The organism is Micromonospora polyrhachis, from assembly GCF_014203835.1.
In the GTDB taxonomy this organism is placed as follows: Bacteria; Actinomycetota; Actinomycetes; order Mycobacteriales; family Micromonosporaceae; genus Micromonospora_H; species Micromonospora_H polyrhachis.
This window is the reverse complement of record NZ_JACHJW010000001.1, coordinates 3,372,124-3,387,993: the sequence shown is the minus strand read 5'-3', so window position 1 is coordinate 3,387,993 and position 15,870 is coordinate 3,372,124. Positions and strand designations below refer to the sequence as shown.

Below are 15,870 nucleotides of genomic sequence, written 5' to 3'. Positions count from 1 at the left end.
GACGTGGCACCTTCCCGGGTCGATCAAAAGGCGTGCCACTTCCCCGGATCGGTCAGAAGGCGTCTTCCGGGAGGTCCATCAGGTCGAGGCTGGTCGACTGGATGATCCGGCGGTCGGCGCCGATACGCGGCAACACCTCGTGGGCGAAGAACCGGGCAGCGGCCACCTTTCCGGTGTAGAACGACTTGTCCGCTTCCGAAACCTCGCCAGCCAGGGCCGCCAGCGCGATCTCGGCCTGGCGCTGGAGCAGCCAGCCGACGACCAGGTCGCCGACGGCGAGCAGCAGCCGGCGGCTGCTCAGGCCCACCTTGTAGAGCGCCCGCGGCTCGCCGCCCTGCGCCTCACCGAGCCAACTGGTCATGGTGCCGAGAATGGTCTGCACCTCGACCAGCGCCCTGCCCAGCGCCTGCCGCTCCTCCTTGAGCTGTCCGTTGCCGGCCTCGGACTCGACGAACGCCTGGATCTCGGCGGCCACCGACATCAGGGCCTTCCCGCCGTCCTTGACGATCTTCCGGAAGAAGAGGTCGAGGCTCTGGATCGCGGTCGTACCCTCGTAGAGAGTGTCGATCTTCGCATCCCGGACATACTGCTCAAGCGGATAATCCTGGAGGAAACCGGATCCACCGAACGTCTGCAGGGCCTCGTGACCGAGCAGCTCGTAGGCCCGCTCCGAACCGACGCCCTTGACCAGCGGCAGCAGCAGGTCGTTGACCTTCTTGGCGATCTTGGCAGCCTTCTCGTCACCGGCCGCCTCAGCCAGGTGCACCTTGTCCTGCCAGGAGGCGGTGTAGCAGACCAGCGCCCGCAGCCCCTCGGCGTACGACTTCTGCAGCATCAGCGACCGACGTACGTCCGGGTGGTTGGTGATGGTGACCCGGGGAGCCGTCTTGTCGGCCGTCTGGAGCAGGTCGGCACCCTGCACCCGGTTCTTCGCGTACTCCAGGGCGTTCAGGTAGCCGGTGGAGAGGGTGGCGATCGCCTTCGTGCCGACCAGCATCCGGGCGTACTCGATGATCAGGAACATCTGGCGGATGCCCTCGTGCACGTCACCCATCAGCCAGCCCTTGGCCGGTACGCCGTGCTCGCCGAAGGTCAGCTCACAGGTGTTGGAGACCTTCAGGCCCATCTTGTGCTCGACGTTGGTGGCGTAGACGCCGTTGCGGTCCAGCAGCTCGCCGGTCTCCTCGTCGAAGTGGAACTTCGGGACGATGAAGAGCGACAGCCCCTTGGTGCCCGGACCACCGACGCCCTCGACACCCACGGGACGGGCGAGGACGTAGTGGACGATGTTGTCGGTGAGGTCGTGCTCACCGGAGGTGATGAACCGCTTCACGCCCTCGATGTGCCACGAGCCGTCCGGCTGTGCGATGGCCCGGGTACGACCGGCACCGACGTCGGAACCGGCGTCCGGCTCGGTCAGCACCATCGAGGAGCCCCACTGCTTCTCCACGAAGAGCTTGGCCCAGCGCTTCTGCCGCTCGGTGCCCTCCATGCTCAGCGTGTGCGCGAAGGACGGGCCGGAGGCGTACATCCAGATCGGGGCGTTGGAGCCGAGCACCAGCTCGGCCAGTGACCACCAGAAGGCGCGCGGTGCGTTGGTGCCGCCCAGCTCGCCCGGCAGGTCCAGTCGCCAGAACTCGGAGTCCATGAACGCCTGGTACGACTTCTTGAACGCCTCGGGCAGCGGCGCCGAGTGGGTCGCCGCGTCGTACTTCGGCGGGTTGCGGTCGCCCTCGACGTAGCTGGCCGCCAGGTCCTCGCGGGCGAGCCGGTCCATCTCGGCAAGGATGCTCCGGGCCGTGTCGGTGTCCAGCTCGGTGTACGGCTCCTGCCCCAACGTACGGTCCGCGCCGAAGACCTCGAAGAGGTTGAACTCGATATCCCGAAGATTGCTCTTGTAATGGGTCATGCTCGCCGGCCCCGCTTCCACGCACCAGTTACCGATCAGTAACTCCGAACTATATTACTCGTCGGTAGGCAGCGACAAGCCACTCGGCGAAACTGCTGCTGACATGTCACGGACAGCAGACTCCGGGATCGCGGACCCGGCCTCAGACGTCGGCCGCGCCCACCTCCCAGCTCGGCACCGCCGCAGTGCTGATCGCCTGCGGACCGGAGTACTCCATCAGCACCAGCGCGATGTCATCGTCGAGCTGCCCCTGCACCCACTCGACCAGGGCGGTCTCCAGGGACGCCAGCCCGTCGGCGACCGTACCGTGCCCCAACAGTTGCCAGGCCCGATCCGCGGTCGGGAAGAACTCGCCGTCCCGGCGGGCCTCGCCGAGCCCATCGGTGAACAGCAGCAGGCGGTCGCCCGGTTCGAGCCGCTCCACGCGGGGCGCGACGACCGGCATGAACCCCAGCGGCGGTGCCGGGGCCGGCGGCTCCAACGGGATCACCTTGCCCCGACGCAGCAGCAGCGGTGCCGGATGACCGCAGTTGACGATCGTCAACGTTCCCCCGCGCTCCTCGACCAGCGCCGCCGTGACGAAGTCCTCGTCACCGACGCTGCGGGCCACCGCCCGGTCCAGATCCGCGACGATGGCCCGCAGGTCGGCCCGCTCATAGGCGACATGCCGATAGGAGCCGAGCACGATGCTGGCCAGCCGGACCGCGTCCAACCCCTTACCGCGTACGTCGCCGATGATCAGCCGAGCGCCGTACGGGGTGTCGATGGCCTCGTAGAGGTCTCCACCGATATCTGCCGCAGCCGTGGAGGAGATGTAGTGTCCCGCCACCGCCAACGCACCCACCTGTGGACCGAGCGGGCGCAGCACCGCCTGCTGGGCCACCGAGGCGAGCTTGGACAGTTCGGCGATCCGCTCGGCCTGCCGCTGCCGGATCATCGCCACTGCGGCGGCGATGGCCGTGGAGAGGGCGATCCCCACCACGTTGACCGCCATGGCCAGCGTAATCCTGTCGCTGCTCAGCGCGAAGGTGGCCGCGAGCCCGGTGGCTATCGCCCCGATCCCCAGCACGATCCGCCAGGGGGCGAACGCGGCCACGAGGAAGGGCGCCGCCGCCATCAGGCCCAGATAGTTCGCGCCACCACCATCGGCGAGTTCCACTGCGGACACGAACGCGAGCAACACAAGGGCCGCGCCGAGGCCGGCGCGGGATCCAGGGCTCAGCGGGCGGCGGCCCGACGACAAAAGTTGCATGGGTACGCCGAACAGCATGCATGATTGAGCGCGGCGATTGAACGAAGTTGACCCCTCGTCCGATACGGTTCTGGCCACCTGGCGCATCAGCCATCGGGCACCCGCCGAACGGTCACGGGACATGCGGTTGGACAGTTACCCGAGGATCTCGTACTTGACGTTGACCTCGCCGAGATCGAGTGAGGCAATCGCCCGAAATGCCGCCCGGGACAGGTCGATGCACCGGCCGTCGATGTAGGGACCCCGGTCGTTGATACGCACCACGACGGACTTGCCGTTGGCGGGGTTGGTCACCCGTACCTTGGTGTTGAAGGCCAGGGTCTTGTGGGCGGCGGTCAGCGCCTCGGGGTCGAAGGTCTCCCCGTTGGCGGTCATCTGCCCCTCGGCGTAGAAGGACGCGCCGCAGGCACCGCTGCCGACCACCGTGCTCCCCGCCGCGCTCCGACTGGCGGTGGCGCTCGGCGTGGCGGCCCGGGTCTTGCGCGACGCCCGCTCGGGCGACCGGGTCGCGGTGGGGCTGGCCGTGGTCGGCGCGACGGTGGTGGGCGTGGCCGACGGGGTCTGCGACGGCTCGCCGGAGGCACTCGGCACCAACGACGGGTACGCCTCACCCGCCGTCGCGGACGTCGGCACCGATGCCCCGTCCGTCCCGCCGGAGGCGAGCTGGACCGCGCCCACCGTGCCACCGACGACGACCGCCACGCCCACCGCCGCGCCGACGACGACGCCGACCCGCGACCTGAATGCCCGTACCCGGAAGTGCTTGCCCGCCACTGACCTGGCCCTTCGATCGACTAGGAGACCGTGCGGACGCTAGCCAGAGAAGCACTTCGAAGGTCAACGTGATCATTCTGATTTGCCTGCATTTGCGGGGAAACGTGTAGCCGATCATCCGACCCGTGTTGGGTCGGAAGTGCCCGGGTGCCGCACCATGGTCGGGTGCCCGACGAGTTGAGGAAACTCCTGGTAGAACACTTCCGCTGGGTCGATCCCGGGCCGGCGGCGAGCCACCTGGTCAGCGACGTCTCCGGCTGGTGGCGAGAGCCGGAAATCCTGGCCCGACTCGGTCCGGCTCTTGCCGACCTGTTCCGGCCCGACCGACCCACCGTCGTGGTCAGCCCCGAGGCGACCGGGCTGATGCTCGGCCCTCTGGTGGCGACCGCGCTCGGCGTCGGTTTCGTGCCCGCGTACAAGAAGCGTCCCGATGGTCGGTTGATCGCCGGGCCGACCACCTGGGCCAGCACGACATCGGACTACCGGGGTCGGACCCTCACCCTCGGGGTACGCGACCGGCACCTGCGTCCCGGCGACCGGGTACTCGTCGTGGACGACTGGGTGGCCACCGGCGCCCAACTCCGCGCGCTCTACCAGGTGGTGGCCGCCCGGTCCGCCGAGCCGGTCGGCACCGCCGCCGTGATCGCCGACTGCCCCGCCGGACTCGCGGCGGAGCTACGGGTACGCGCCCTGCTCACCGGCAGGGAAATCTGACTGGACCTGAACCTGGGTTCAAGTTGCAGGCTGCCAGCCATGGATTTCGACCTGTTGGACGAGGCATACGAGCGACTGCACCGCACCGGCCCCGAATACCGGGGCTGGCTGTCCAATCACGGACCGATGACGGTGGAGGCACTCGCCCGCCACGGGCACGGTGCCCGCATCCACCGCTGGCTCGACGCGTACCTGCCCCGGCTGGACGATCTGCCGGGCACCAGGGATGCCATCACGGACTGGCGGGCCGCCCTCGGTGACCCGGCACGCATCGGCGACTGGCTCGCCTACTTCGATCGAGCGCTCGAAGAACAGCCCTGGCCGGAGGTGTTGGGTCGCTGGTGGCCGCGACTGCTCCCCGGGCTCGCCGCCGGCGCGACCCACGGGGTGATCCGAGTCGGACACGCCGTCCGGGCGCTGCGCGCCGGCAGCACGCCAACCCGGCTGACCGAACTCGGCCAGGCCCTCGCCTACTGGGCGGCCCGCTGGCAGGCGATCCCCGGTCTGCCCGGCGTGACCACTGGCCAGCTTGGCGCAGCAGCGGACCTACTCGACGTGGCTACCGGGCTGCCGGGTCGGGCTGAGGTGGCCGTCGCCCTGGCCGGCATTCCCCGCATCGACGACCAGACCGGTGGCATCCGGGACCGGCTCGGCCGGCTCCCCGACCTGCCCGACTGGCCGGCCTCGGTAGCCGCCCTGCGACCCGCCCACACCCCCGACGAGGCGCGGAAACTCCTCGGTGAGCTGGTACACCGGGCGGCGCTGGACTACCTCCGGTTCGCCCACGGGGAACCGGTCATGCTCGTACACGCGGTGACCGCGCCCACCGCGGTACTGCGTACCCTGCCGGCGCTCGACCCGGCACTGTGGGCACCGAGCCTCGCCGCCGCCTGGGCCGCGACCGCGGCCATCACCGCCGGGTACGCGCCAACGGTCGGCACCACCCCCTCGGTGGTCCCGAACACCTCGCCGGAGGAGGCACTGCACCGAGCCGCCGAACACGGTGACGCGCACGTCATCAAGCTGGCGGACGCGGTCGCCGACGTGTACCTCCATACCGGAGACGAGAGGGTGCTCGGCGCAGTCGCCCACGCCGCCCGACTCGTCTGACACTTGCCGGGCCAACCCGGTCGACTCAACCGCCGGTACGCAACTGCGACAGCAGGGTCGTCGCCACCTCTTCCAGTACGGCCTCGTCCCCCGCGTACCAGCTCGACTCCCGCGGCCAATGAGTGATCACGTCGGTGAAGCCGAGGTCGGCGGCTCGGCCGACCGCGTCCGCGAAGTACGACGCGCTGGAGAGCGAGAAGACCGGTGCCGAATCCAGGAACAGGTAGCGGTCGAGGCTGGCCGGGTCGCGACCGGCGGCGTCCAGGGTCCGGTCCATCTGCTCCGACCGCCGTGCCACCGACCGCCACCACTCCTCGATGTCGTCACAGGCGTCGCCGACGGTCACCCAACCCTGCCCGAACCGGGCGGCCAGCCGCATCGAACGCTGCCCGTTGGCCGCCATCACGAAGGGCACCCGGGGCTGCTGCACACAGCCGGGATTGCTTCGGGCATCGACAGCCGCGTAGTAGTCACCGCGCCAGGTGACCCGATCCTCGCGCAGGATCCGATCGAACAGTTCCGTGAACTCGGCGAGCCGGTCGACCCGTTGCCGAGGAGTCAGCGGCTCCGCCCCGAGTACGGCGGCATCGAAGCCAAGTCCACCGACCCCGATCCCGAGCAGCACCCGGCCGTTGGAGACGTCGTCGAGCGTGGTCACCTGCCGGGCGAAGGAGACCGGATGCCGGAAGTTCGGTGAGGCGACCAGCGTGCCGAGTGTGATCCGTGAGGTGACCATGGCTGCGGCGGTGAGCGTCGGCACCGCGTCGAACCAGGGGCCATCGACCAGATCCCGCCAGCCGAGATGGTCGTACGTCCAGGCGTGGTCGAATCCCCACTCCTCGACCTGACGCCACCGGCGCTCTGCCTCGGTCCACCGTTGGTCCGCCAGAATCACGATGCCTATCCGCATGTCGAGAGCCTATTACGGCCGCGAGTAACAAATCCGACAGCCGAAACTCAGATGATCGACAGGGGTTGCACGTCCCGTCGAGCGCTGCGAACATCCTCCGGCATGGGGGAAGCGGGCATCGCAAGGGACGAGTACGTCCAGCGCCAGCGAGTTGAAATCGCGGAAATGGAAAGTCAGCTCGGACAGTGGCGTACCGGGGTGTTGGCCAAAATCGAGGAGTTCGAGGCCCGCGAGGCGGCAGAACGGGAGGCTGCCCAACGTTCCGGCGGCGGAACCGACCAGGACGTACCCGAGGACGCGCCACCTGCCTTCCTCCGCGTACGGGCGCGGATCGCCGACGCCGACCTCGACTGGGTCGACGTCGCGCGCGGAGACAGCGAGGATCCGGACGTACGATCCGCCCACATCTGGCTGGCTGATCGATTGGCTGCGGTACGGCGCTCGTTCGAGTTGGTCACCGAGGAGATGACGGACGAGCAGGCGGAGGCCGCGATCCGCGCCGCCCTGCCCGGGACGGCACCGTCAGGCCAGCCATCGTCGCCCGGGACGGCACCGTCAGGCCAGCCACCGGCGACGGCGACGGCGACGGCGACGGCGACGGCGACGGCGACGGCGACGGCGACGGCATCATCGGACCAGACGGCGGGACGGTCGGGCCGATGAGTCTGATCGTCAAGACGGGCCACCTGCGTGGATACGCCGACCAGATCGACCAGAACCGCAGTGGAGCGGTGGCGAGCATGCGTACGTACTGCGCGCAGTACTGTGCCGACACCACCGGCCTGACCGGCCTGCTGACCCCGGCCCGCTGGGCAGTCGAGAGCAGTTCGGAAGCGCTGCTGACGTTCCTCGGCGGTGCTGACCGTGGGCTGTGGTTGACCGCGTACGACCTGCGGCTGACCGCCGACAACTACGACCGGGCCGACGCCGCAGCAGCCGACCGGTTGTGGACCACCGGTCGCACCTGGAACCTACCGGCGGACCACCGCGAACAGGACGTCGTGGTGGTGACCAACGGCTTCTCGGCAGGCGCGGCGGTGCGGCTGGTCGTGCCGACCGAACGCCGCGACTCCGAAAGCGCCAAGGAATCGGTGTACGGCCTGCTCGGCCACATCAACGACATAGTGAAATGGGTGACCGGATACGACCTGCTGGCGGAGGCGCTGCCCCTCGTGCTCGGCGAATGGGGGACGCTGCGCCGCATAGCCGAGGCCATGGGCGAGCTGGAGCGGGGTGCCGAGCAGGTCGCCGACAACCTCGAACACGGCATGGACCTGCTCTCCGCGCACTGGACCGGCGACGCTGGTAGCGCGTCGACGGCCTTCGACTACCACATGCGGGACCGCTTGATCCGGGGCTTCGGGGCGCTCGCGAACGTCTTCAAGGCGTATCAGCAGACGTACGAGTGGATCGCGAACGCCTACGAATACATCATCAACAGCTTTCTGTTGGCGCTGAACTTCTATACCGCGCGGATCAAGAAGGCCGTCGCGACCCTGGCCACCACCGACAGCCTCGGAAAGGCGGCATGGAGCCTGCTCCAGCTGGTGCTCACCGTGGTCGATCTGATCAAAGACACCGGCCGGGTGATCGAGCTTCAGACGAAGATGTTCGCCTCCTCCATCGAGATGATGGTGGCAAACCTGCACAGCATGTACGAAATCTTCGGCGGCGACCTTACCGTTTTCACCGAGGCCTGACCGATGGCGCGACTGACCAGCCGGGACGGACGCCGATGGCGGGTGGGACGACGTTGGCTGCCCTGGGCCCCGAAACAGCCGTGGGGGTTCCGGTTGATGGAGGTTGGCCTGCACCTCAGCGACGCCATCATGATTGTCGGTGTGCTGGTGATGGCTCTGTCACTGCCATTCGTCCTGGTATACCTGATCCACTTGACGCTGAACCTGTTGCTCACCCCGTTCGCCCTGATCGGGCGGGCAATGTTCGGTCGACCATGGACAGTAGTGGCGTACCGGGTGGGGGAAGGTCCCGAATACCGAGGTCAGGCAGCGGACGGCGACAGCGCCGATCAGCTTGTCACCCGGGTCAGGGCCGAGATCACCGAGTACGGCACCCCGAAGTCGCTGACCGCCCGACCGATGCGATCCAAGTGGGGTTGGTGACGAGGGCCGGATGGCGCAGCGGGTACGGCTAGCTCTGGCCGTACCACTGGTTTACGGGAAGGATCCGGGCGATCCTGGCGGCCATGGCCCGCGCCTCCAGGTGCAGCCGCGCGATGTTCAATCCTTCGGTGGCCCGTACGGCGAGCACCGCCCACTCACCGACGCTGTACACGGCGAAGTGCCCCTGCGTGCTTCGTACGGTGCACTCCTGGAACACCCCCTGGTCCAGTGCGCGGCTGAACTGCCGGCTGAGACCGACGGTGGCTGCGGCCATCGCGGCGATGTCGTGCGGCTCGATGCCGGGACCGGCATCGTTGAGGATCAGCAGACCGTCGACCCCCGCGAGAACGCAGCCGAGCACGCCCGACACGTGGTTTCGCAGGGCAGCCAACTCGGCCTGTACGGCCCTGCCACTCTCGTCGTCCAGATACACGCCACTTCCCTGTGCATGCCCGCCTCGGCGGGACAACCTGACCTCAAGTTACGTCCACTACAGCTGGCGCAAGGCTTCCAGCAGTCGGCGGAGTGTCCGCTCATCTGATACGAACGGGCCCGCTGCCTGGTTCAGCCACCGGGTGTGATCGCCGAACGTTCGGTCCTCAGGCAATGCTCCCGGCTCGGTCGGGATCGCCGCTACCCGTCGCGGGAAGGCGGGCCGATCAGCGGCATGGGGTGTCGTGGCCGGTGTTGTCGTTTCCTCGCTCGACGACGTGGGACCGGGTTGCGATGCCGGCACCGCCTGGACCAGGGTCCGGAACTCACGCCGGGCCGCAGCGAGATTTGCCACGTTCCGTTCGAGCAGCAGGTATGCGACCTGGGGTCCGGTCTCCGGGCTGCCGATGGGGTACAGCACATGAAACCAGACCTCGTCCAGCGCGAGAACCTCGTCCAACGGACCGACCGGGTCGGCGACCGTCGCCAGACGTCCGGCTGCCGCAACCATGCCGGCCATGGCAGCCACCAGGTCAGGGTCGGTTGTCACCGTGGTCACGGTCTTCGACCAGACTTCGGATCCGGACGAAACCGAGAACACCGTGACGGAACGCGCCCCGAGAATCTGCATGGCCTGGTGGAGGACAGCGAACCGTCCGGACATGTGTGTGCGCCTTTCGAGCTACCCGTCACCCAGCAACGGCGACGGGCAGGCACCGGGATGCTCGCCGTCGACCCAGCTCAGCCCGTGGCCTCGTGGACTGTCTCGACCCCCAGGTCAGCATGCCTCAAAGCGGTCACACCCCTTCGGACTCCATCTGCCGCATCACCATCCGCGCCTGCGCGAACATCATGCCAATGTTGACCGCACGCCGGCAGACGACAACGGCGACGATATTGGGGCTCACCGCGCTGCGGATGAACAAGTGGGTGAGATTCTGGCTGTTCACCAGGATTTCCTGGAAGTAGTGGCCACCACCGCTGACACCCCGCCGCGCCTTGAAGATGTCTTCGATCATCGTGACGTTCCGACCCTGGAAGATGTCGAAGGTCGCCGCCGCGAGCAGATCCAGCACCTCCTGCGGGTGGCTGTCCGTCGTGTCGACCGACAGCAGCATGCCGGTCGACATGTCGACGACTCCAGCGGCAACGCATTCCGGCACCGAACTGCGAAAGCTCTTGACCGCGTTGATGACGATTTGCGACAAGCTCGACTCAGACATTGATTCCTCACTAATCGTGACAGTTTCGATGGTTTGTTGATCTGCCCAGTCGTCGCGCGCTTGCCCAGCTGAAGCATCGGTGCCGCGAAACAGCTTGACGGCAGCGCTGGAGAACGCGCGGATGCGGCCGGGTCTAGCCACGGTCGATTCCGAGCGATCCAGCGCGATGCACTCCGACCGCGCAGTCACGAGTGGGCCGGCACGCGCGCCCGGCGGGCGACGAACGGCGGAGGTGGTAGCCTACGGACGAGCAATCGTCCACTGTGGAACAAATCGCGCCGCAGGCAGGTGCCCCAGCGAAACTCATCGCTAGGCTGAGCGGGGTGCGCGGCTCCCCAACCATTGACGCTCCTCCCAGCGATGGCTACGCAACTCTTCCGACAGGGTGGGCATGCCTCACGCACCACTGCCCCGGCACTTGACTGGCCGTCGCCGAAGAGTGCCATCCGGAAGGGTGCACCGCATCTTTCGCAACCGGGTTCCGCCCGGTCGGTCCTTATCAGAAACTTGGCGGACAAGGATCGTGCCGAAAGACATCTTCTGTCATTGCGGGTCGGTGTGCTAGGGGTCCTCGCGCATGCCCAACCACGACGGTCACCGAAACTCGCACACCACCTCGATCAACCCGACGATGTGTCCGTTGAACTCGGTCAACTCCTCAGCGGGCACCCACAGCTCAAGGATGGTGTCACCGCCAGCCCTGCGTACGGGGTAGCGACGCAGGAACTCCGCCTCGACGCGGAACCTCGTCACGTACCCGACCCCGGAGGCGGGGACGTTCCAGTCCCGGGCAATCCTGATCGCGTAGTCCTCGTTGAGGACCGGATAGAAAATAGGCTGATCCGGCAACCGAGGGGGCCAGCGCCGCCAGCCGGATTCACGTACGAGTCCCAGCTCCTCAGGTCCGGCCGGCCGCCACAGTACTGTCGTCCCGTCCTCAGTCATCACGCTGGCCCTCGCTGCTTGTGCCTGCTGTCGCTGGCGCAGTCTTCCACGCCCAATTCGCCGCCGGCATCCTTGTTTTCTGCCGTGGAATCATCGGGGTAGGGCCCTGCTCGCTAGGCAAACCCTGCTTCACGCAACAGGTGGTGGACCTCGACTGCACGATGCTCGTACGCCTCGCTGTCCGCCTCTCGGTCACCGACCTACGGTCGACACGGAGCACAAGCTGGTCGGCTGACCGGTACCGTGCCGCACCGTGAACGTGCTTCTCCTGGACGTGGTGAAGGCAACGCCCCTGCGGGTCATCTTCACCTGTGCTGTTGGTGCCGCAGCCGGCATCTGGCGCGACACCGAGGTGCCTACGCCAGGGCAGCAGGTCGATGTCGAGTGGGAGATTCGCGATCCGGTGCAATGGGGCGTTTCGGCCGTACCTGCGACTGAGGCGACGGACTTCATCGGCAGCCGCGATGCGGCCGTGGTCATGCGTGGTCGGATCGAACCCGCCCAGGGCCGAGACAGCGTGGTAACAATCAGGGTCGGCGACGGTCTGGTGCTTACGGAGATCGCCGACCTGCCGGAGCGGTCGGTCGGCTACTGGGTCGAACTGCGTAACGTCAAGGTAGACCTGTACCCGACGGGCATCTGACGTCGTCCGCCCCCTCTCGCCGAACTCCTCGACACCCACGGCGTCACCGACGACCTTGCCGCCGACGTCCATCTGCCGCTACTACCAAGGGTGGGTGTCGGCACTCGGCTCGGCAGCAAGGCAAGCTGCTGGTGATGCCGGCGGCATCACCAGCGCCCATCAACGTGACTTGCCGCCATCGCCCCGCAGGCCGCCAACAAAGCTGGACCAGGCGTACGACGCGAAGACCAACACCGGACTGGACGGGTCCTTCGAGTCACGTACCCCGACCGCCGCAGCAAGCTCAGCAACCTCGACACAATTCGAGTCGTTTGGCCCACTGCGGCTGCTCTTGCGCCAGCCAGCATGGGCCAGATCGGGTGCGGTCATCGTTTGCCTCCTCTGGAATGGTCATTTGTAAGGTCCACTCGCTGTAATAGCGGCGGCATCGCCACTCCGTCAACATGCCCGACGGACGCTCCTGAAACAGCTGACGAAGCAGGTAGTGGGGTATCTGCGTACCTCCTGCGTGATCCATGATCAGCACCCCGGCCACCCCTTTAGATCGCGATGTGCGACTCTGGCAACGTCTGCTCCTCAGAGGAGGTGCGCATGCCATCAGGTGAGCCGGACCTGGAGCCAGTACCCGTAAGCCCACTCGCCGCACGGATAGTCCTGGCCAGGGACCTGCGGCGCTTGCGGGAGGATCATGGCCTCACTCAGGAGGAGCTGGCCGCTTTGGTCGGGAGAGATCGCGTCGCGATCATCCGGGCAGAGCAGCACAAGATCGGAGTAAGCGCCGGCCTGGTCGTGGACGTACTGGAAGCGCTCAAGATCAGTCCGGACTCGGCGCTGTACACGACGTTGGTTGGTGTCGCGAGATACGCCGAGCGGCCGGGATGGTGGCAGCGTCGCGCCTTCGCGGGCATGGGGGCTGCTCAGGTCACCGCTGCCCGCCTTGAACAGGGCGCAAAGATTTACGAGTACAACCCGCATGTCCTGTCTGGGCTCTTGCAGACCGAGGAGTACGCCCGGTTTCGCGTACACGCGACATCGCAATCGGCATCGCCCTCGACAGAGCAAGTAGTCCGTGGACGACTACGTCGGCAGGAGGTCCTGCACGGCTCGCATCCGACGCGGCTCACGGTGGTCGTCGAGGAGGCGGCCATTTACGACCGGGTTGTCAATACCAGAGTGGCCCTCGGTCAGCTACACCACCTGGTCGGCATCATCACCGAGCAAGCCAACGTCGACCTACGCGTGCTGCCAGTCCGAGCCCGGCTTGCCGATGGACCTGCCCCGCGAAGCCCCTTCACCATCTACCGCTACAACGACCTTGACCTGCGGGTTGTCGTCGTAGACACGGTCTACAAAGATTATCTCGTCCCGGACGATGATGATGCGGGACAAGCCGAGGTGAGGGACTACGTAGAGCTGTTTGGCCGGCTGCTCAACGCAGCGCACGGCCCGAACGAGAGCATGCGACTCCTTCAGTCTGCGATCAAGACCCTGACCGCTGAACTCAACTCCTGAGAGGAGCCGGGAATGATTTCTGGTCATGTGAACCCCACCGATCCGCGTTTTACGGGCAGATGGGGCAAGTCGAGCCGGAGCGACGGCAATAACGCATGCGTGGAGTTCCAGCACTCGGAGCAACATGGGCTGGTGGGAGTCTGCGATAGCAAGGCCGGCGAGAACGGTTCTGTCCTCGCCTTTTCGGAGTCCGCGTTCTCCGAGTTCCTCGACGCGCTCCGGAGTGGGCGCATCAGGCAACCCTGACACGTACCAGGCTGACAAAGAGGGGGTCCACCGCTGCGGCGGCGGACCCCCTCTTCGCGCACAGAACACTCCCAACTACTCCTTGTGATCTTGCACTGTTCAACTACACACTGGACTCGACAACCGGCACAGTCCAGATCTGTACAGTGCACCGGAGGTGATGTGCTCCCCGAGACGGAGATCGTTCCTGGTCACGGGCGAATGCGGATCGACGATCCGGCGCGTGCGGCGCTCGCCGACCGCTACTGGTCGCACCACATCCCGGCCCGGCGGGCGCTCGGCGCCTGGGTGTTCCACCCGCTCAACAACGACCGTCGGTGCCAGGCCTGCCACGGATCATGGCCGTGCGCAGCCCGGCTCTGGGCTCAGCAAGTACGGGACGAGCGACTGAGCAGGCCCGTTACCGGCCACCCACCGAAGCCCACCACCGTCCCTGGCCAGTCGCCCCCGCCAGGGACCGCGAAACACGACCGCCTTCCTCCACCCGCTGTCGCCGAGGGGGCAACAGCGGCGTGCGGCCGTGTTTCGCCGGCGGCAGCCGGATCCGGCAATCCGGCACCGCCGCACGTCACCGGGGAGGCGGACCCGGACACCCGTCTCCCCGGTGACCCGCCGAACTGACCTGACAGCAAGGACTTGGGAGGTACGCGTGACGAGCAACAGCTCACCGTATTGGGAGCGGGTGCGTAGGGAGAACATGCGACCCGAGCCGACCGGCCAGAGTGCACCGTCCGAGCCGTACGCCGAGTTGTTTGCGGTGCTCGACCGGGCCGACGTGTCGGAGGCCGTCCGCGCGGCCTGCGCTCACGCACTCAACCCGCCCAACAGCTCGGGTAATCGGTACACCCTGCACCTGACCTTTCCGGCGGGTGACCTGACCACGGCACGCGACCAGGCCGCCTCGTACGCCGAGGCTCTGATCATGCTCCGACCCGAAGTAGGCCTCAGCCCGGCGCTACTCTCCCGGGCCGACCAGTGGAACCACGTCGAGCCGGTGACCTGCGGCCTGATCGGCCCCGACGGCGAGCAATGCAATCGCCCCATCGACCATCTCGGCTGCCACCGTGACGACCTCACCCTCGGCCTCTGCTGGGGCGACGACCAGGCGACCGGTGACGCTCTCGACGGCGACGACGGCCACGACGATCCGACAGGCCAACAATGAGCCAGGCCAGAGCGGGCCTCTCCCCGCCGTACCCCCGGGTTGTCCCCTGCCGGCACTGCGGCCTCGTCGTCCTGCGCGACATCGACGGTAGGTGGATCCACGCCAGCCTTTCCTACGCCTGCCGCGACGGTACGGGAGCAGTGGCCGGCACCACCGCCGAACCCGCAGCTTTGCCCCCCGCGCCGCCCGCCCGCGCGTAGCTGTCGTAAACCGCTTAAGTACCGGCGCGGTGCTGATCCGGGCCACGGTCAACGGCCTGCAAGCCTGCCTGGCGGGAGCACGTCGCTGCCGTTCTCATCCCGTTACGGTCTATAGCCTTTTCCTGGGCCTTCTCTCCCGCCGGCTTCCGTACTGCCCTGCGTGCTGCAAGTCAGCGGCTGGGTCGCTGCTCCTCGCTGCAAGGTATGGAGACGAAGCCGGCGGTCCACTGATCCTTGTCCAGCTCGTAGCCGGCAATCATGAAGCAGTCCGGCTCATCGCGGAATCCGGGAAGGAGCCGGGCCTCCTGGATGCGGTCATCCGCGAGTTGTTCGCTGGAGTAGACGCCAAGGAGCTTGAGGTCATCGCCGTCTTCTTCGTCCCAGATCAGCTCGCCGTTCTCTCGGTGCAGGTTCGGGATCCCGTCAAGGTTGCGAGCGTGCCGGATGTGCCAGAGCACGAAGACATCCATGCACGGGAGGTTACCGAGCCATCCAGGGCGTAGCTGTCCGGCGGCTATGGGGGTGGCCTCCCGCGCCCGCACCGCGCAGCGCCTTGACCACCCGGGCGGCTTTGATCTACCTGCACAAAGCTGCCGGCCGGGATAGGAAGACCGCCGACGCGTTGAGCAGGCTCGTCGAGGACGCACGCGGGGGCACGGACGGGCACGCTGAACCGGAGGGGCACGCAGGGGGCACGGCGGCCGAATAGAGA

General features: G+C 67.2%; 19 protein-coding genes. 9 read left to right on the top strand and 10 right to left on the bottom strand.

Translation table 11 applies throughout. From position 1 onward, the window contains the following. Window positions 1-52 precede the first annotated feature (52 nt). The 3 genes from FHR38_RS14690 to FHR38_RS32215 form a co-directional block, all read right to left on the bottom strand. Entirely contained in the window at window positions 53-1,909 is a 1,857-nt protein-coding gene (locus FHR38_RS14690; protein ID WP_184535202.1) for an acyl-CoA dehydrogenase, read from the bottom strand. Between the two features lie 142 nt (window positions 1,910-2,051). Continuing rightward, window positions 2,052-3,179 carry a PP2C family protein-serine/threonine phosphatase gene (locus FHR38_RS14685; RefSeq protein ID WP_184535201.1) on the bottom strand — a complete coding sequence of 376 codons (1,128 nt, stop codon included), beginning with the start codon at window positions 3,177-3,179 and terminating at the stop codon, window positions 2,052-2,054. A gap of 117 nt (window positions 3,180-3,296) precedes the next feature. Continuing rightward, the gene (locus FHR38_RS32215) at window positions 3,297-3,935 is read right to left on the bottom strand and encodes a septal ring lytic transglycosylase RlpA family protein (RefSeq protein ID WP_184535200.1); all 639 of its coding nucleotides are present in this window, start codon (window positions 3,933-3,935) and stop codon (window positions 3,297-3,299) included. 165 nt (window positions 3,936-4,100) lie between these two features. Between FHR38_RS32215 and FHR38_RS14675 the strand changes: the two genes are divergently transcribed. Together FHR38_RS14675 and FHR38_RS14670 are read left to right on the top strand one after the other, a co-directional pair. Beyond that, on the top strand, window positions 4,101-4,649 hold the full coding sequence (locus FHR38_RS14675; protein ID WP_184535199.1) for a phosphoribosyltransferase family protein: 549 nt from the start codon (window positions 4,101-4,103) through the stop codon (window positions 4,647-4,649). Window positions 4,650-4,688: 39 nt separating this feature from the next. After that, complete coding sequence (locus tag FHR38_RS14670) at window positions 4,689-5,759, top strand: questin oxidase family protein (RefSeq protein WP_184535198.1); 1,071 nt, start codon at window positions 4,689-4,691, stop codon at window positions 5,757-5,759. Between the two features lie 25 nt (window positions 5,760-5,784). Here the strand turns inward: FHR38_RS14670 and FHR38_RS14665 are convergent, their stop codons facing one another. After that, window positions 5,785-6,669: an LLM class flavin-dependent oxidoreductase gene (locus tag FHR38_RS14665; protein WP_184535197.1), complete on the bottom strand. Its 885-nt coding sequence runs from the start codon at window positions 6,667-6,669 to the stop codon at window positions 5,785-5,787. 165 nt (window positions 6,670-6,834) lie between these two features. On the opposite strand from FHR38_RS14665, the gene FHR38_RS14660 reads away from it, so the two are divergent. The 3 genes from FHR38_RS14660 to FHR38_RS14650 are packed head-to-tail and all read left to right on the top strand — an operon-like array spanning window position 6,835 to window position 8,792. Further along, window positions 6,835-7,332, top strand: coding sequence for a hypothetical protein (locus FHR38_RS14660; RefSeq protein WP_184535196.1), 498 nt, complete (start codon window positions 6,835-6,837; stop codon window positions 7,330-7,332). Beyond that, window positions 7,329-8,369, top strand: coding sequence for a hypothetical protein (locus FHR38_RS14655; RefSeq protein ID WP_184535195.1), 1,041 nt, complete (start codon window positions 7,329-7,331; stop codon window positions 8,367-8,369). Before FHR38_RS14660 ends, FHR38_RS14655 begins: the two co-directional genes overlap by 4 nt. A gap of 3 nt (window positions 8,370-8,372) precedes the next feature. Further along, complete coding sequence (locus FHR38_RS14650) at window positions 8,373-8,792, top strand: hypothetical protein (protein WP_184535194.1); 420 nt, start codon at window positions 8,373-8,375, stop codon at window positions 8,790-8,792. A gap of 28 nt (window positions 8,793-8,820) precedes the next feature. Here FHR38_RS14650 and FHR38_RS14645 read toward each other — a convergent pair whose 3' ends face one another. The 4 genes from FHR38_RS14645 to FHR38_RS14630 all read right to left on the bottom strand — a co-directional run bounded on the left by FHR38_RS14645 (window position 8,821) and on the right by FHR38_RS14630 (window position 11,392). Then, window positions 8,821-9,225 carry a roadblock/LC7 domain-containing protein gene (locus FHR38_RS14645; protein ID WP_184535193.1) on the bottom strand — a complete coding sequence of 135 codons (405 nt, stop codon included), beginning with the start codon at window positions 9,223-9,225 and terminating at the stop codon, window positions 8,821-8,823. Window positions 9,226-9,282: 57 nt separating this feature from the next. Continuing rightward, on the bottom strand, window positions 9,283-9,774 hold the full coding sequence (locus FHR38_RS14640; protein WP_184535192.1) for a hypothetical protein: 492 nt from the start codon (window positions 9,772-9,774) through the stop codon (window positions 9,283-9,285). A gap of 247 nt (window positions 9,775-10,021) precedes the next feature. Next, window positions 10,022-10,588, bottom strand: a complete 567-nt coding sequence (locus tag FHR38_RS14635) for a hypothetical protein (protein ID WP_246446539.1) — start codon at window positions 10,586-10,588, stop codon at window positions 10,022-10,024. A 453-nt stretch (window positions 10,589-11,041) separates the two neighbouring features. Then, entirely contained in the window at window positions 11,042-11,392 is a 351-nt protein-coding gene (locus tag FHR38_RS14630; protein ID WP_184539677.1) for a hypothetical protein, read from the bottom strand. 253 nt (window positions 11,393-11,645) lie between these two features. On the opposite strand from FHR38_RS14630, the gene FHR38_RS14625 reads away from it, so the two are divergent. Next, window positions 11,646-12,035 (top strand): hypothetical protein, encoded by a 390-nt coding sequence (locus tag FHR38_RS14625; protein WP_184535191.1) that lies wholly within the window; start codon window positions 11,646-11,648, stop codon window positions 12,033-12,035. Between the two features lie 159 nt (window positions 12,036-12,194). On the opposite strand, the gene FHR38_RS14620 is transcribed toward FHR38_RS14625, so the two are convergent. Continuing rightward, the gene (locus FHR38_RS14620) at window positions 12,195-12,404 is read right to left on the bottom strand and encodes a DUF397 domain-containing protein (RefSeq protein ID WP_184535190.1); all 210 of its coding nucleotides are present in this window, start codon (window positions 12,402-12,404) and stop codon (window positions 12,195-12,197) included. A 222-nt stretch (window positions 12,405-12,626) separates the two neighbouring features. Between FHR38_RS14620 and FHR38_RS14615 the strand changes: the two genes are divergently transcribed. From FHR38_RS14615 to FHR38_RS14605, 3 genes are all read left to right on the top strand, one after another. Beyond that, the gene (locus FHR38_RS14615; protein WP_184535189.1) at window positions 12,627-13,547 is read left to right on the top strand and encodes a helix-turn-helix domain-containing protein; all 921 of its coding nucleotides are present in this window, start codon (window positions 12,627-12,629) and stop codon (window positions 13,545-13,547) included. Window positions 13,548-13,559: 12 nt separating this feature from the next. Beyond that, complete coding sequence (locus FHR38_RS33560; RefSeq protein WP_184535188.1) at window positions 13,560-13,793, top strand: DUF397 domain-containing protein; 234 nt, start codon at window positions 13,560-13,562, stop codon at window positions 13,791-13,793. Between the two features lie 649 nt (window positions 13,794-14,442). Beyond that, complete coding sequence (locus tag FHR38_RS14605) at window positions 14,443-14,958, top strand: hypothetical protein (protein WP_184535187.1); 516 nt, start codon at window positions 14,443-14,445, stop codon at window positions 14,956-14,958. 370 nt (window positions 14,959-15,328) lie between these two features. Here FHR38_RS14605 and FHR38_RS14600 read toward each other — a convergent pair whose 3' ends face one another. Then, window positions 15,329-15,628 carry a DUF7336 domain-containing protein gene (locus tag FHR38_RS14600; protein WP_184535186.1) on the bottom strand — a complete coding sequence of 100 codons (300 nt, stop codon included), beginning with the start codon at window positions 15,626-15,628 and terminating at the stop codon, window positions 15,329-15,331. Window positions 15,629-15,870 lie beyond the last annotated feature (242 nt).

Excerpts from the sequence above, each read along its gene's own strand:
- FHR38_RS14620 (WP_184535190.1), bottom strand. The coding sequence starts at position 12,404 with ATGACCGCACCCGATCTGGCCCATGCTGGCTGGCGCAAGAGCAGCCGC.
- FHR38_RS14660 (WP_184535196.1), top strand. The coding sequence starts at position 6,835 with ATGGAAAGTCAGCTCGGACAGTGGCGTACCGGGGTGTTGGCCAAAATC.
- FHR38_RS14690 (WP_184535202.1), bottom strand. The coding sequence starts at position 1,909 with ATGACCCATTACAAGAGCAATCTTCGGGATATCGAGTTCAACCTCTTC.
- FHR38_RS14630 (WP_184539677.1), bottom strand. The coding sequence starts at position 11,392 with ATGACTGAGGACGGGACGACAGTACTGTGGCGGCCGGCCGGACCTGAG.
- FHR38_RS14665 (WP_184535197.1), bottom strand. The coding sequence starts at position 6,669 with ATGCGGATAGGCATCGTGATTCTGGCGGACCAACGGTGGACCGAGGCA.
- FHR38_RS14600 (WP_184535186.1), bottom strand. The coding sequence starts at position 15,628 with ATGGATGTCTTCGTGCTCTGGCACATCCGGCACGCTCGCAACCTTGAC.
- FHR38_RS14615 (WP_184535189.1), top strand. The coding sequence starts at position 12,627 with ATGCCATCAGGTGAGCCGGACCTGGAGCCAGTACCCGTAAGCCCACTC.
- FHR38_RS14670 (WP_184535198.1), top strand. The coding sequence starts at position 4,689 with ATGGATTTCGACCTGTTGGACGAGGCATACGAGCGACTGCACCGCACC.
- FHR38_RS14685 (WP_184535201.1), bottom strand. The coding sequence starts at position 3,179 with ATGCTGTTCGGCGTACCCATGCAACTTTTGTCGTCGGGCCGCCGCCCG.
- FHR38_RS33560 (WP_184535188.1), top strand. The coding sequence starts at position 13,560 with ATGATTTCTGGTCATGTGAACCCCACCGATCCGCGTTTTACGGGCAGA.
- FHR38_RS14650 (WP_184535194.1), top strand. The coding sequence starts at position 8,373 with ATGGCGCGACTGACCAGCCGGGACGGACGCCGATGGCGGGTGGGACGA.
- FHR38_RS14655 (WP_184535195.1), top strand. The coding sequence starts at position 7,329 with ATGAGTCTGATCGTCAAGACGGGCCACCTGCGTGGATACGCCGACCAG.